Below are 15,316 nucleotides of genomic sequence, written 5' to 3'. Positions count from 1 at the left end.
GCGCAGCGCATCCCATTCAGGCCAGGAGTTCGCTACTCCAACAAAGGCCGGATACATTCGCGCAGACCAATTCTGTCATCCTCACTTTTCGCTTGCAAAACGGCGGCGGACCATACATTCCGGTTAGACGGTGACGCGCCCAAGACAATCAGCAAAAAGACAAGATGCCAAGCGCAAACGAGACGCGGTTCTCGTATTAGTAATTCACACGGTTTCAACCGCTGGGACAGTCATAGAGCGAGGGTAACAATCGTGACGTCGTCTTCCTGGCCGAATGCCTGGATAGCGGAAGCAATCGACTCAGTCGGTTGAGTAGAGATTGCGGCTGCGCGGTCGAAGCCGAAGAGTTCGCCAGCCCGATTGCGCGCTTCCACCACCCCGTCAGAGAAGAACGTGAGTAAGTCGCCGGACAAAAGCTGGAGTGTTGTTTCAGCGTATTCGGCTTCCGGAGCGATGCCGAGTGGTAATCCGTTCAGGATGGAGAGTTCTTGTCCGTTGCGATACGGGGCGAGGTGGCCGGCATTCGCAAGGAGAAGTTCCCGGTCCGAGGAGATCTCGGCACACAGACAGGTGGCGAATCCAATGACGCGCATATTGGCCAGCACCAAGTTGAGGTGATGCAGCAATGCGGCCGGTGATTCGTCCTCACGCCGTTGTGCGGCGCCAAGAATTACCGCGGCGGTCATGGCAGCAGCGGCACCCTTGCCGCTTACATCGCCGATGATGATGCGCTGGCGCTTCCCCGGGAGAATGCTGCAGTTGTAGAAATCGCCTCCTACTTCGCTTACGGGATGGAAGGCAACGGCGAGGCGGAAACCGGGAAGCGTATCGAGGGTGCTGGGAGCGAGAAGCTGCTGGACCTGCTGGGCGGCCTGGAGTTCTCCGGCGAGGACGGCCCTCTCGCGAGTAACTTGTTGCTGTTCACGGGAGAGCAACGTGAGAAGGGCGACGAGAACACCGAGCGTCGCGATCGCCTCAAAGTCTGAGACGGTGTTGCTCCATTGGCTTTGCAGATCGGGCAGACCAGGCACGCGGGCGCTGGTGAAACGCACGGAGAAGAAGAGCATCATCGTGACGCCCCAGACCATGCACAGAGCGGCCAGGGGTCTCATGCGGCGTGAGAGGCGGCGCCAAGGCATGAATGCGAAGAAGGGCGCCGACGACTCGAGGACGGATGCGAACTGAGAGATGGCACCAAGCTGGCCAGAGCGAAGCCCATCGAGCCAAAGAGCGGCCGACGGAGGGAGAACGGCAACTGCGAACGTGATTAGGTGAATGGCCGTCGCTAAAGCGATCAGCGCCCAAAAGAGGAATGGAACCCGGCGACGGGCCAGCTGGAAGAAGAAGACAGTCCGGCAGATGTTGGTGAGGAAAGCCGGAACAGCCCAGACGATAAAGTAAGCCGAAGCAGGATAGGCGAGAAGTGCTGCGGCTCCCAGGTAGTTGAGGTAGATGGGTGGGAGGGCAACGCAGTTGATTCCAAGGACGAGCAGTTCGCGGCGATCCGGGTCGTTGATCCAGAGACCAAGCACAATGAGGCCGAGAATGCCGACGATGCAGAAACAGATGGCAGGGATGAGACGGCGCTCGCTCTCCGCAACGATCACGGTGCTCCGGCGATCACGCAAGGAAGGTTCGCTCCCAGCGCGCAGTTCGAGAGACGGGTACGGGGCGAAGGGAATGGCAGACGTGAAATGCCATGCGGAGCGAATGGCGATGGATGAGGTGTGCCGGAGATCGCGCGGCAGCGGCCATTGCTGGATGAGGTTCATGTCAAAACTGCCGCTCTGAAGATTTCCGAACGTTCCGATAAGACGACCGTCTACGTAGACCTCATAGGCTGCGTAGAGCCTGACCTGAAGCGCGGGCTCGTCGAAGTCGACGATAGGAGAGAGATCGGCATGACAACGGATCCACAGATGAGACTGAGAGACTTGCTGGTGCAGCGCGTAGTGCTGCCAGCCGGACTCGTCGAGTGAGGGAGCCGACCAGTCAGGGTTGTCGCCGGAGTGCCACACGCATCCCTGCAGGGGAATTGTTAGAGCCGTCGGACGCGCACTGAAGGCGGAGGGCGCAATAACCGCAACCGCGATGAAGAGTGCAACGCCTTGCAAGCGCATTCTTGCCCCTTAGATTCCGAGTTGAGAAGAGGAAGGTGGGAACGAAATGATTCTACCGCGAAGGCCCATAACCCGATTCCACGGAGCATTCATGTAGCAGTGGCGGCCTCCGTGGCCAAAGACGAACCGTGTCGTGGCTTCTTCTGCGGCTGCCGCGAGACTCTACTATTGAGGACCGGCGCTCACGGCTATCCGGAGTTGGAGGGTTCCGAGCGTGTGGTGGTCAATTCGGAAGTTATCCCAAGATTGGACTCATGTGCGGTCAGGCGATTGAGAAATACTCGCTCGGGGCGGAATCCAGCATGGGTCGGCGTGAGTCTCAGTGGGTTGTGTCTGCGTCTACTTTGCCTTTGAAGCGGCTGTAGACGAAGACGACGTAGGCTACGGCGAGGGTCATGCCGAAGGACCACCAGGCGAGGCCCACCGCGAGCGTGTGAGGTCCGGAGATGGCGCGGGCTAGCGTGATGTCGCGATCAGAGCCGGTGGTTGCGGGCAGCAATGTGGGATAGACACCCCAGCATGCGCCGGCCAGCATGAAGAACAGGTAGAGCGCCGATGAGAGAAACGCTTTCCCCGGATGCTGGTTGCGACTGAAGTACCAGATGCCGGCCAATGCTGCCAGGACTCCGACGGGAACAATGAAGGTGACGGGGTAGTGGTAGTAGTTGTCGAGGCTGGCGGGGCGAACGGCGATGGTGGCAACGAGGCTCACGACGGTGAGCAGCGATACGAGAATGAGTAGCGGATTGACGAGGCGGCAGGCACGTTGCGCGAGGTCGCCGGAGACTTTGATGATGAGCCATAGGGCTCCGTGAAGCGTGAGTGCAGCAAGGGCAACGAGGCCACCGATGACCGTATACCAGTCCAGAATGCCGGGATGCGGGCCGGGTTGCCAGTTGGTCCAGAGGGGTAGAAAGAAGTAGCCATCGGCCTGAAGCGGCACGCCGCGCAGGACGTTGGCGAGGGCTGCTCCATAGAAGATGGCGAGCAATGCGCTGGAGATGCCGAAGACGCCGTCGAGGAGCGCGATCCATACGCCAATGTCGACGTGGTTGCGGAGTTCGATGCTGATGCCGCGCAGGACGAGAAGCCAGAGCACGATCATGAGGGGCAGGTAGAAGCCGGAGAAGGCCGAGGCATAGAGAAGCGGGAAGGCGAAGTAGAGTGTTCCACCGCCGGCGAGAAGCCAGACTTCATTCCCATCCCAGACGGGGCCGATCGAACGAAGCGCGGTCTTGCGTTGCGCATCGTCGCGCGGAAGGAAAAGGTGCAGTACGCCGACGCCGAGATCGAAGCCGTCGAGAACGACGTAGCCAACGATCATTACGGCAACCAGCCAGAACCAGATGAAACCCATCATGATGAGAACCTCAGTTCATAGTTCATAGTTCTTAGTTCTTAGCTCGCAGTTCAGAGCTGCCAAGTCCATGCTGCAACAGGCTCAATGGGCAGTCGTGGTTTCAACAATCCTTGCTTTAGGAGTCGGGCCGAGGCTGATCTCGCGGTAGACGAGGACGGTGAAGAGCAGGCCAAGCAAGGCGTAGAGCCCCATGAATCCAATGAGCGTAAAGAGGCCGTTGCCGACAGACACGGTGTTGGAGAAGCCTTCACTGGTGCGCATGAGGCCGTAGATAAGCCAGGGTTGGCGGCCGATCTCGGCGGTCATCCATCCGGCGGTGTTGGCGATGTAGGGCAACGGAAAGCTGATGAGCAGGAGCCAGAGGATCCAGCGCGCGGTGTAGAGCTTTTTGCGCCAGAGCAGAAAGGCAGCCGCGATCATGAGCAGGACGAAGTAGGTTCCGAGGCCGGCCATGATGTGGTAGGCGTAGAAGAGCAGCGGGAGAGCGGATGGCCACTGGTCGTGCGGGATGCGATCGAGGCCGGTGACTTCCGCCTTGGTGGTGCCGTAGATGAGGAAGCTGAGCACGTTGTTGACGACCAGCGGATTGTCGATCAGGCCCGTTTCTTCGTTGGGCTGACCCATGAGGACGATGCCTGCGCCGGTTTCGGAATGGAAGAGGCCTTCCATGGCGGCCATGGCGGCGGGCTGATGGCGCGCTACGTATTTGCCATGCAGGTCTCCGGTGGGAAAGATGATGAGGATGGTCGAGATTACGCCGGAGATGACTCCGACGCGGGTGAAGATACGACCGTAGTTCGTGTTCTTTCCATCGAGCAGATAGAACGCACCGACGGCGGCCATCACAAACGACGCCGTGACGACCGCACCGGTCATGTTGTGCATGTACTGGAGCAGGCCCCACGGATTGAGAAGCAATTGCCAGAAGCTGACGACTTCGAACTGACCGTTGGGCAGATGGTTATAGGCCACGGGATGCTGCATCCATGCATCGGTAACGATGATGAAGAAGCCGGAGATCCAGGAACCGGCGAACACCATCACGGCTGAAAACCAGTGCATCGTCTTGGAAATGCGTTTCTCGCCATAGAGGAAGAGGCCAAGGAAGGCCGATTCAAGGAAGAAGCTGAAGACGCCCTCCATGGCGAGCGGCTGGCCGATGACTCCGCCGGAGAGGCGCGAAAAACGAGCCCAGTTGGTGCCGAATTCGAACTCCATGGGGATGCCGGTGACCACGCCGAAAACGAAGTTGATGGCAAAGATGCGCGCCCAGAAGCGGGAGGCTTTGTCCCACTCTTCGCTGCCGGTGCGGAGCGCAACCGTCTTGAGAACGACGATCAGCAGAGCAAGGCCCATGGTGAGTTGGGGGAAAAGGTAATGGAATGTGATGGTAAAGGCAAAATGCAACCGGTGGATCAACTCGGCAGTCATGAACGACTCCTGGTTAAAGGCAAAAAAGGGGAATGGGAACGGCAGCTTGATCGCTGCAGTCGCAGGAAGATTTCCAACGACTTCAATTATCGACTCCTGCGACGGTAAGGAAGTGATTTAAATCACACCCGGATCGAGCCTGGAGGTTAATTCTGGTGTCAGTCGCATGTGGTCTGACCCGGAGTTTCGCTGGCTGGGTCGGCCCGATGCCCGGTGTGTTATCAAGGGACTGAGGAAACGGATGCGGGTAGCCATCATCGGAGGCGGAATCGCGGGGCTGACAGCCGCCTATGAACTCGAGAAAGCGCGCAAAGCGGGAGCAGAGGTCGAGTACACGCTGTTTGAGACGCGGGAAAAGCTGGGAGGGTCGCTCGCATCGGAGACCGTGAACGGGGTGGTGCTGGAGCGTGGACCTGATTCTTTTCTGAGCGAGAAGCTGTCTGGGGCAGAGCTTTGCCGCGAGTTGGGGCTGGCCGATCAACTGACGCCATCGAACGATGCAAATAGGAAAACCTATATTGTAGTGAAAAACCGGCTGGTTTCATTGCCGGACGGGCTGATGTTTCTGATTCCGACGAAGCTGGTGCCGACAGCGCTGTCGGGATTGTTCAGCCCAGCGACAAAGATTCGGATGGCGCTTGAACTGCTGCATCCGCCGCGTCCGAGCGGGCAGGACGAGTCAGTGGCGGCGCTGGTGAAGAGGCACTTTGGCCAGGAGGCGGTGGACAGGCTGGCGGATCCGCTGTTGTCGGGGATTTACGGCGGCGACGCGACTCAGCTGAGTGCGCGCACGGTGCTGCCGAAACTGGTGGAGATGGAAACTGAGTACGGATCGCTGACGCGCGGAATGCTGGCGGCGCACAAGCAGATGCGTGCCAGGATGGCGGCGCGGAGCGTGGGTGCGAATGGCGCCGCGCCAGCACACGGCGGTGAAATGCGCGCAGTGCCGCGATCGATTTTTACGACGTTGAAGGGCGGTTTGCAGCAACTGGTGGATGCGCTGGAAGGAAAGCTCAATCCAAAGTGGGTGCGCAAGTCAACGCCGGTGACCGCGTTGGAGCGAGTGGGGAACGGCTGGCGGGTTCGGTCGGCGTATGCGGATGAGACGTATGACGCGGTGATTCTGGCTTCGCCGGCGTGGGCTTCGGGCGGGTTGCTTGCAGCTACCGATGCTGCGCTGGGCGATGAGCTGAGCGCAATTCCCTACTCGTCTTCGATCACCGTGAATCTGGTTTTCGACGAGGCGCAGCTGGGACGGTTGCCGGATGGTTTCGGATTCCTGGTGCCGGCGGTGGAGGGGCGCGCGATGCTGGCGTGCACGTTTGTGCATCGCAAGTTTGTGGGGCGGACACCGACGGGCAAAGCAGTGTTGCGGGCGTTCCTGGGCGGTGCGAGGAATGAAGGACTCCTCGACCAAAGCGATGAAGTGCTCGTGGCGACGGTGCGGCGAGAGCTGAGCGAGATTCTCGGGCTGCGCGTGGTGGGGCCGCATATTCCAGCGGAAGCGACGCAGGTTTCGCGGTGGCGGCGGGCCATGGCGCAGTATTCGGTTGGCCACCAGGAGCGGATGAAGCGGGTGAAAGAACTGGTGGCCGAGCTGCCGGGCCTGCGGCTGGCCGGGAATGCCTATGACGGTATCGGAATTCCGGATTGCATTCGGACGGGACGGCAGGCGGCGAAAGATATTCTGATGAGCCTGGAAGTTGACGAGTCGCCGCGATAGATCTCCAGATAATTATATGCAACTTCATGGTTGCGCTTCCCAGGACAAAGCAGTTCATCGACTTCGCTCAGGATGACGGCCTCTTGAGTCAGGCGCTCATGTCAGCTTAAGCGACGGTAGGTCATGCGCTGCGGATTGACGAAGAGGCGGGCGGTGACTACTCCAAAAAGGAATCCGCCGATGTGGGCGAGGTAGGCTACTCCGCCGGTTTTTGCCTGGGCGACTACGCCGAGATTGAGGACCTGCATCAGGAACCAGAAGCCGATGAGGAGCGCGGCGGGAATCATCGTGATCCGAAAAAAGATGATGAAGAAGACGAAGGTGCGAATGCGGTCGCGGGGAAAAGTGATGAGGAATGCTCCCATGACGGCGGCGATGGCTCCGCTGGCTCCGAGGGCCGGGATGCGGGAGAAGGGATCGCCAAGAATTTGCGCGGACATGGCAACGATGCCGCCGATCAAATAGAAGACCGCGAAGCGAAATGAGCCCATGGCGTTTTCGATTTCGCGCCCGAAGGCCCAGAGGTAGACCATGTTGCCGATAATGTGCATCCAGCTGGCGTGCATGAACATGGAGGTGACGATCGTGACGAGCGCGCGACCGTGGATGATGCGGATCGGAACGGCGGACCACATCCAGATAAAGCGGTCGCCATAGGTCAGTTCCTGAAAAAACGCCCAGACGTTGAGGACGATGATCAGCGTGGTGACGACGGCGAAGCGGGTCGGCGGACGCGAGGCATCGCCAAGCGGAATCAGGCCACCCACTACATTCCGCCTTTACCCAGCAGGATGCCGATGCCGTAGGTGACGGCGCCTTCGACGGCGCCGATAATCGTCATTTCGAGGCCTGACGCCCACCAGGAGCGGATGGTGATGAGGCTCTTGGCCGCGCCGACAGCGAAGTGCGCGATGAGGGAGATGATCGCGGCGGCGATGACGGCCGGAACGCCGCTCATGAAGAAGAACGGAATGACGGGGATCATGGCGCCGACGGCGGTGGATAGCGCGCCTGAAGTCGCGGAGACCATGGGATTCGACAACGCCTCTTCCGAAGTGCCCAGGCGTTCGCCGGCCAGCGCACGCAGCATCTGCTCGGGGTCGCTGGCGATGTGGTTGACCATGTGGTCGGCGTCGGCTTCGGGCAGGCCTTTGACCTGGTAGTAGAGCGAGAGGAGTTCGCGGGCTTCAGGGCCGTTCATATGGATGGCTTCGCGCTCGCGAGCGATTTCAGCGTGGTAGATTTCGCGTTCGCTTTTGGCGGCAAGATAGGCGCCGGAGCCCATGGAGAGCGCGGAGGCGATCATGCCGGAGAGGCCTGCGAGGAGAACGTATTTGCTGTCGCCGGCCGTGGCGCCGGAGACGCCGGAGACGATGCCGAAGATGGCTCCGAGGCCGTCGTTGACGCCGTAGATGGCGTCGCCGATCCATGCGCCGGGCTGCTTGCGGCCCTGGGCGCGCTTGGCGAGGAGTTCATCGAGGACGGCCTTGGGGTCGACACTGGGTGCGCCGGCAGGAGCCTGGTAGTGGCCGCGCAGGAGCGAGCCGAGTTCGCGGTGGTGGTCCTTCTCGTCTTCGATGACGTGGTCGAGGATGGCGATGGAGCCTTCGTCGCCGAGTTCTTTCAGTTGCTTGCCGTAGTTGGCGATGTGGCGGCTTTCTTCGATTTCGAGGCGACGCAGGGCCATGCGGACGCCGCCGGCGCGGTTGGCGAGGGAGTTGGCTTCGCCGCCGGGATTGCCGTTGTAGACAGGCTCAGTGCCACCGAGTTCAACGATGCGGCCATGCCAGAGGGCAGCATGCTCCCACTCGGCACCGGCGAGGTGGCGCAGGACTTGGGCGCGGACGGGGTCGCTGTCGCGGTCGGCGAGAGTCTGGTAGGTGTGGTAGCCCTCCATCTCTGCCTGCCAGTTGGCTTCGAGAGCGGCCAGAATCTTTTTCAACTTGGCGCTGCTGAGGGCGGTGGTGGCCACGATACGTCTCCTTCGGGTTCCTTTGAGGATAAGGCATTTTCAGGAGAAATCGCAGTGACCGGCGAACTGAAAACGGTGGTTGCAGTAGGGGCCGCGAGCGGAACGGAGCCGGGAGCGAGAAAGATTCGCGGGCAGTTGGGCGCATCACTTCCCCAAGCCGGGGTTTTCCGTATAGTGTTGTGTGCAGCAATTTTGCCGGAGATTTGGCGGCACAGTGCGATCCCAGCGCAAAACAAGCTGGTCTAAACAAGAGCGCGACGAACGCAAATGCGCTTGAGTGTGCCCTTACCGGGCAGAATTTCTGAGGAAGCGGGGGAGCAAACAGATTATGGCAACACGATCTACGCCGGGAGCGGCTGCAACGACGCCGAACTACACCGGACCGTTCATTACGGTGGCAGTGCTGTTCTTTATCTTCGGGTTCATCACCAACTTGAACATGGCACTGGTGCCGCATCTGCGGTCGATTTTCGACCTGCCGTATGCGTGGGCCATGCTGGCGGAGTCGGCCTTCTTCCTGGCGTACTTTGTATTTTCGTCGCCGACGTCGAAACTGATTGAGACGATCGGGTACAAGAAGACGATGGTCGTTTCGCTTTTCATCCAGGTGGTGGGATGCCTGTTGTTTGTTCCGGCGGCCAAGCTGGTCAGCTTTCCGCTCTTCCTGACTGCAGTGTTTATTGTTGGAGCGGGCGTGACGGCTCTGCAGACGGCGGCGAATCCGTATGTTGCGATTCTTGGACCGGAGCACAGCGCGCCGGTGAGGTTGACGCTGGCGCAGGCATTGAACTCGCTGGGCGGCACGATTGCGCCGCTCGTTGCGGGCGCATACATTCTGACTGATCCGGCAAGCACTGCGACCAAGGCTGCCGTTGCCAACACGGTGCGCGGACCTTATATCGCGATTGCGGCCGGGCTGCTGATTCTTGGCGTGGCAGTTGCGTTCATGCATTTGCCGCACATCGCGCAGACGCAGGAGTTTCGGCCGGCGAAGGAAGGCGATCCTATTCTTAGCCGGAGCATCTGGGGCTATCGACACACGGTTCTGGGAGCGGTTGGAATCTTTCTGTACGTCGGCGTTGAGGTGGGACTGGCTTCGATCGCGGTGAACTACTTCAAGACGCAGGGAGTGGACAGCGCGAAGACAGCATCGTTTCTCGTATCGCTGTATTGGGGTGGTGCACTCGTTGGCCGCCTGCTTGGATCGTGGGTGTTGACCAAGATCAAGTCGGGAAGGCTGTTGGGTGGTTTCGGATTTGCTGCGGCCCTCTTCGTGCTCATCTCCATGGTGACCACCGGCCAGGTGGCAATCTGGACGATTGTGATTTGCGGATTCTTCAACTCCATCATGTTCCCGAACATCTTCGCGCTGGGCATCAAGGGTCTCGGACCGATGACGAGCAAGGGATCGGGACTGATCATGACCGCGGTGGTGGGCGGAGCAATCGTGCCGCTGGCGCTGGGCGCAGCAGCCGACCGCTTCGGTATTCAGCATGCGTTTGTCATTCCGATGATTTGTTATCTCTTCATTGCCTACTACGGGTTGTGGGGATCCAAGCCTACGCGGACAGTGACAGCCTAGGCGGGTTGGGGCAGTACCCTTGAAGGCCCTCCGGTTGCCCGGAGGGCCTTCGCATGTCTGGGGTACCCGCGCGGGCGAAGGAGGGAGTTCCCCCCATACTTTGGGGATGCGTCTGCTCATTTGATTGGGTTACGCGACGGCAAGTCTGCAAGATATTCCTGGTATTGGATTTGGCTGCATATATTTCTATATAAAGGACTTAGAGGCGCGGCGGGTGGGCGCATGCCCAGGAGCCCGAGCGGACTCTCGCCTCAATTCTTCCAGTGTGCGCCAAATGGGGAAATTACCTGCAAATTGCGCATGAGGAATTTTCCTTTTGGATTGCTGGAGTTAGAGGCCGACGATCAGAAGACGCTATTGACTCTGCTTGAGTCTCGACAGAAATACGATTTTTCTTGACGCGTATTACGGATTGCGATATTGTTATTGCAATTTGCGATTGACTTGGAAGTGGTCTTGAGTGCTGATCGCGGACGGACCGGATGAAGCTGGGCGAAAAAATCAGGTATTTGCGCGAAGTGGAGGGCAGTCTCAGGGGCATGAGCCGCGCGATGAGCCAGCAGGAACTGACACGGGCGATCGCGGCGGAGACGGGCTCGAAGCTGAGCCAGAGCTACCTCTCGCAGATTGAAAGCGGGGCGCGTCCGCACCTGACCAACACGACGCGGCAGGTGCTGGCGCAGTTCTTCAAGGTTCATCCCGGATACCTGGTGGACGATCCGGCGGGCTATCACCCAGAGCTGATGAGTGAGGTAAGGGGCCTGGAAGACAAGCTGGACCTGTGGCTGGTTTCGGGAGCGGAGCGGTTCCGGCGCGATCCAGAATTGAAAAGTGCGCTGCTGACACTGGCGCAGCATGAGAAGTCGCGGGAATGCTTGTTGCTTCTCGAGGCGATTCTGGAGACGCCGGGGCTGATGCCGAGGTTGATGGAAGTGCTGAGAAAGAAGACAGGGATTAGGGACATAGGGACATAGGGACAAAGGGACATAGGGACAAAGGAACATAGGGACAAAGGGACATAGGGACAAAGGGACATAGGGACAACAGGCATTTGGGGGCACGGAGATGAATTGGGAAAGTTTCTATCTGGCTTGTTTTTTAGCGGGGCTGATGCTGAGTTTCATTTCGCTTCTGGGCGGGATGGGACATTTTGGCGGGCATGTACACGCACCGCACTTCCATCTTCCGCATGCTGGACATGCGCCGCATGGAGGTGTGGGCGTTTCTCATCCTGTAAATGCGGGCGGTGGTGGCGCAGCGGGGCGCGGGGTTGGGCCGGAGGTTCCGTGGTGGAACGCGTTTTCGATCATGATTTTTCTGTGCTGGTTTGGCGCGGCGGGCTTTCTGCTGACGAAGTATGGAAGCTTTGTGGCGGGCCTGGTGGTGGTGCTCGCGGCGATTTGCGGGATTGCGGGCGGGGCAATCATCTTCATGTTTCTGACCAGGGTGCTGATGCCGCACGATCGCGAACTGACCGCGGATGAGACGGATGTTGTGGGCGTAGTGGGGCGCGTGTCGTCTCCGATTCGTGCGGGCGGGACGGGTGCGATTGTTTATCAGCAAATGGGAGCCACGCGGTCGGCGATTGCGCGGGCTGAGGACGGTGGCGGGGTGCTGAGGAAAGACGAGGAGGTCTTCGTGATCCGCTACGAGAAAGGGGTCGCGTACGTGAGGCGGTGGGAAGAGGATTTGCTGACAGCAAATCCTCAGGGAACAGGGAGTAGGGAACAGGGAGTAAAAAGCCAGGGACTTGGGACATAGGGACAAAGGGACATAGGGACTAAGGGACGTTTTGCCCGGCTGAAGGACCGGGATTGCAATGACGAACTCAACCGTGCTGATTGCGGATATGGCTGTCCTGGTGGGGATTTTTCTGCTGGGATTGCTGGCGAAGTTGTTTCCGAGAAGGACGGGGAACATCCACCCTGACGAACACAGATCGTACGTTGGGGACCCCGGCAGAGATCAGGGGTCAGGGATCAGGGATCGGGCTGATTCGCGCTGATGACTGTTCACTCTGAACTGAAGTTCAACCATCAACCGAATTCAACCCCTGTTGAAAGGACAGGGATCGAATGACGAATGAAATGATTTTGATTGTCGGTCTGGGAGTGTTGGCGCTGATCTTCCTGATGGGCATTTTGGCCAGGATGTATCGCAAGGCGGGGCCGAACGAGGCTCTGATTGTGTACGGATTTCGCGGGCCTCGTGTGATCAAGGGACATGGCACGGTGATCTTCCCCATGGTAGAGAACTGTCGCGAGTTGAGCCTGGAGCTGATGAGCTTCGATGTCGCTCCGCAGCAGGATCTCTACACCAAGCAGGGCGTGGCCGTAACGGTTGAAGCCGTCGCGCAGATCAAGGTTCGCAGCGACCAGGCTTCGATTTTGACGGCTGCCGAGCAGTTTTTGACCAAGACCCCGCCACAGCGCGAAGGTTTGATTCGGCTGGTGATGGAAGGGCACCTGCGGGGGATCATCGGCCAGCTAACGGTGGAGCAGATTGTGAAGGAGCCGGAGATGGTGGGCGAGCGCATGCGTGCGACGTGCGCCGAAGACATGAGCAAGATGGGGCTCGAAGTGATTTCGTTCACCATCAAGGAAGTGCGCGACAAGAACGACTACATCTCGAACATGGGCAAACCGGATGTGGCGCGCATCAAGCGCGATGCAGAGATGGCGACGGCGGATGCGGAACGCGATACGGCGATCAAGCGGGCCACGGCACTGCGCGAGTCGGCAGTTGCCAAAGCACAAGCAGACCAGGAGCGCGTGATTGCAGAGACGGCATCGGCTACGAGACAGGCTGAGGCGCAGCGCGACCTTGAGATCAAGAAGGCCGAGTATGCGGAGCAGAGCCGGCGCCAGCAGGCCACGGCCGACAAGGCGTATGAATTGCAGACCAACGTGATGCTGCAGCAGGTGACGGCGGAGCAGGTGAAGGTGCAACAGGTGGAGAAGGAAGGCCAGATCAAGGTGCAGGAAGCCGAGATTGCGCGTCACGAGAAGGAGTTGATTGCGACGGTGCTGAAGGGCGCCGAGATTGAGCGTCAGAGGATTGAGAACCTGGCGTCTGCAGAGAGGTCGCGGTTAACTACAGAGGCAGAAGGCCGCGCGGCTGCGATTCGTTCGCAAGGCGAAGCCGAAGCCAGCATCATCTTCCAGAAAGGTGAAGCGGAAGCAAAGGCGATGAACGTGAAGGCCGAGGCTTACCAGCAGTGGAACCAGGCCGCTGTGGTCGACAAATTGCTGACCAACATGGCCGACGTTGTCCGTGCGATGGCGGAACCATTGAGCAAGGTGGATCACATCACGATTGTGTCGACTGGCAATGACGACGCCGCGGGCGCGCACAAGATTACGGGCGACATGACGCGGATTGCGGCGCAGGTGCCGGCTTTGTTTGAAGCGCTGAGCGGGATGGACATCAAGCAGTTGATGTCGAATGTGCAAGCGATCAAGAACAAGCCGGGAGACGATAAGTCGCAGAATGGGGATGCGGCGAAGAAGTGACAGCAATCCCCGGTTCTGCGCTGCGCGGAACCGGGGTGCTGGTTTGGACGGGCTAAAGCAAAGCGAGATTGGCAAACGCGACGAAACGTTTGAGAGGACCGAATGAAAGCACAAGCAATGATCGGAACAGTGGCTCTGCTGATGTTGTCGGCGGGAGCCGACGCAGGACGCGCGCAGGCTTACGCGGTCGGCGCGAATGGGCAGATGCAGCAGGAGAAGCAGGCTACAGCGATTGCACCGGAGAATCAGGCAACGACCGAGCAACTGGGCAAACTGTTTGAGGTAATGCGGATCAAGCAGCAGATGCAATCGGTGCGGCAGATGGTGCCATCGCTGGTGGCGCAGCAGATCCAGACGTCGATGAAGCAGACCATGGAGGGGCTTCCGGCGGGTAGCAAGCCCACTGCAGAACAGCGCGAGCGCATGCAGCAGCTAATGACCAAGTACGTGGGGAAGTCGATGGATTTATATCCCACTGACGAGATGCTCACGGACATGACGGCCATTTATCAGAAGCATCTCAGCAAGGATGATGTGGATGGGCTGATTGCGTTCTACAGTTCTCCCCCGGGACAGCATCTGCTGGATGCGCAGCCGGTGATCTCTCAGGAATATATGCCGCTGGTGATGGGGAAAGTTTCAGAAAGAAGCCGGGTGTTGACGCAAGAAATGATGAAGGAGATGGCGGCGATTGCGCCATCGACAAAACCTGGTGGAACAAAGCCGGCAGCGAAGCAAGGAACTACAAAACCGAAGGCAGAGTAGTTGTTCGACGTGGTGGTTCAAGCGGAATTTGAATCGAAGTTCGGGATTAAGAGGAGGGATTGTATGTCGTTACTGGATAGAGTAAGCACGCTGTTGAGGGCGAATTTGAATGACCTGGTGGAGAAGGCCGAGGATCCGGAGCGGATGTTGAAGCAGGTTGTTCTGGATATGGAGAACCAGCTTATGCAGGTGAAGACACAGGTGGCGATTGCGATTGCGGATCAGCATCTGCTGCAGAAGAAGAAGGCGGAGCACGAACTGCAGTCTACAGAGTGGCGGCGCAAGGCGGAGCTCGCGGTGCAGAAGGGACAGGATGATCTGGCTCGTGCCGCGCTGGAGCGTGCGCTGAGCCAGGATCAGCTTGCAATCGGATTCACGACGCAGGCCGAGGACCAGAAGCACGAGGCGGATAATCTGCGGCAGGCTCTGCACAAGCTGGAGCAAAAGCTGACGGAGACGCGCGCACATTGCGAGATGCTGATCGCAGAACATCGCAGAGCGAAGGTTGTGGGCCGCGCGGCGAAGGCGCAACACGTGGTGGCCAATGACCAGGAGAGCGCTATTGGCCGCATGAAGAGCAAGGTACGCGTGACCGCTGCCGAAAACGCAGCGGCTACCGAAGTGCTTACACCTGAATCGCTTGAAGACAAGTTCAGGACGCTCGAGAGCGAGGACCAGGTGGAGCTGATGTTGAAAGAAATCAAGAGCCGGCAGTCGGTTCAGTAGATGTGACTAATGTGATCATGGACTGAGCCGGCTGGACGACAAATTTTGTATCCCGGCGTGGCAAACTACGTCTAAAGCGCAGGTGAACTTTATGTGACGCATCCGCCGCCTGATCAGTGGCGGAT

Annotated in this window: 12 protein-coding genes; 7 read left to right on the top strand and 5 right to left on the bottom strand. The window is 59.1% G+C overall.

Annotation, left to right across the window (positions count from 1 at the left end):
- Window positions 1–230 precede the first annotated feature (230 nt).
- The 3 genes from WCA10_RS16045 to WCA10_RS16035 all read right to left on the bottom strand — a co-directional run bounded on the left by WCA10_RS16045 (window position 231) and on the right by WCA10_RS16035 (window position 4,911).
- Window positions 231–2,120 carry a PP2C family protein-serine/threonine phosphatase gene (locus WCA10_RS16045; RefSeq protein WP_472823522.1) on the bottom strand — a complete coding sequence of 630 codons (1,890 nt, stop codon included), beginning with the start codon at window positions 2,118–2,120 and terminating at the stop codon, window positions 231–233.
- 319 nt (window positions 2,121–2,439) lie between these two features.
- Complete coding sequence (gene cydB, locus WCA10_RS16040) at window positions 2,440–3,480, bottom strand: cytochrome d ubiquinol oxidase subunit II (protein ID WP_472823521.1); 1,041 nt, start codon at window positions 3,478–3,480, stop codon at window positions 2,440–2,442.
- An 81-nt stretch (window positions 3,481–3,561) separates the two neighbouring features.
- Entirely contained in the window at window positions 3,562–4,911 is a 1,350-nt protein-coding gene (locus tag WCA10_RS16035; protein WP_472823520.1) for a cytochrome ubiquinol oxidase subunit I, read from the bottom strand.
- Between the two features lie 241 nt (window positions 4,912–5,152).
- On the opposite strand from WCA10_RS16035, the gene hemG reads away from it, so the two are divergent.
- A complete protein-coding gene (gene hemG / locus WCA10_RS16030; protein WP_472823519.1) occupies window positions 5,153–6,634 on the top strand; it encodes a protoporphyrinogen oxidase in 1,482 nt (493 codons plus the stop codon).
- Between the two features lie 101 nt (window positions 6,635–6,735).
- Here hemG and WCA10_RS16025 read toward each other — a convergent pair whose 3' ends face one another.
- Both WCA10_RS16025 and WCA10_RS16020 read right to left on the bottom strand, forming a co-directional pair.
- Window positions 6,736–7,401 carry a rhomboid family intramembrane serine protease gene (locus WCA10_RS16025; protein WP_472823518.1) on the bottom strand — a complete coding sequence of 222 codons (666 nt, stop codon included), beginning with the start codon at window positions 7,399–7,401 and terminating at the stop codon, window positions 6,736–6,738.
- Entirely contained in the window at window positions 7,401–8,606 is a 1,206-nt protein-coding gene (locus WCA10_RS16020) for a VIT1/CCC1 transporter family protein (protein WP_472823517.1), read from the bottom strand. The genes WCA10_RS16025 and WCA10_RS16020 overlap by 1 nt, the downstream gene beginning before the upstream one ends.
- Before the next feature lie 328 nt (window positions 8,607–8,934).
- On the opposite strand from WCA10_RS16020, the gene WCA10_RS16015 reads away from it, so the two are divergent.
- The 6 genes from WCA10_RS16015 (at window position 8,935) to WCA10_RS15990 (ending at window position 15,191) form a co-directional block, all read left to right on the top strand.
- Window positions 8,935–10,188, top strand: coding sequence for a sugar MFS transporter (locus WCA10_RS16015; RefSeq protein ID WP_472823516.1), 1,254 nt, complete (start codon window positions 8,935–8,937; stop codon window positions 10,186–10,188).
- 539 nt (window positions 10,189–10,727) lie between these two features.
- On the top strand, window positions 10,728–11,162 hold the full coding sequence (locus WCA10_RS16010) for a helix-turn-helix domain-containing protein (protein ID WP_472823515.1): 435 nt from the start codon (window positions 10,728–10,730) through the stop codon (window positions 11,160–11,162).
- Window positions 11,163–11,253: 91 nt separating this feature from the next.
- Window positions 11,254–11,949, top strand: a complete 696-nt coding sequence (locus tag WCA10_RS16005; protein WP_472823514.1) for an NfeD family membrane protein — start codon at window positions 11,254–11,256, stop codon at window positions 11,947–11,949.
- Between the two features lie 326 nt (window positions 11,950–12,275).
- Window positions 12,276–13,700: a flotillin family protein gene (locus WCA10_RS16000; protein WP_472823513.1), complete on the top strand. Its 1,425-nt coding sequence runs from the start codon at window positions 12,276–12,278 to the stop codon at window positions 13,698–13,700.
- 102 nt (window positions 13,701–13,802) lie between these two features.
- Window positions 13,803–14,465, top strand: coding sequence for a DUF2059 domain-containing protein (locus WCA10_RS15995; protein ID WP_472823512.1), 663 nt, complete (start codon window positions 13,803–13,805; stop codon window positions 14,463–14,465).
- 63 nt (window positions 14,466–14,528) lie between these two features.
- Complete coding sequence (locus WCA10_RS15990) at window positions 14,529–15,191, top strand: PspA/IM30 family protein (protein WP_472823511.1); 663 nt, start codon at window positions 14,529–14,531, stop codon at window positions 15,189–15,191.
- Window positions 15,192–15,316 lie beyond the last annotated feature (125 nt).

Origin of the sequence: Occallatibacter sp. (assembly GCF_049582745.1) — a bacterium.
Taxonomy (GTDB): domain Bacteria; phylum Acidobacteriota; class Terriglobia; order Terriglobales; family Acidobacteriaceae; genus Telmatobacter.
Note: the sequence above shows the minus strand (reverse complement) of the source record. Positions and strands in the feature narration are given on the sequence as shown.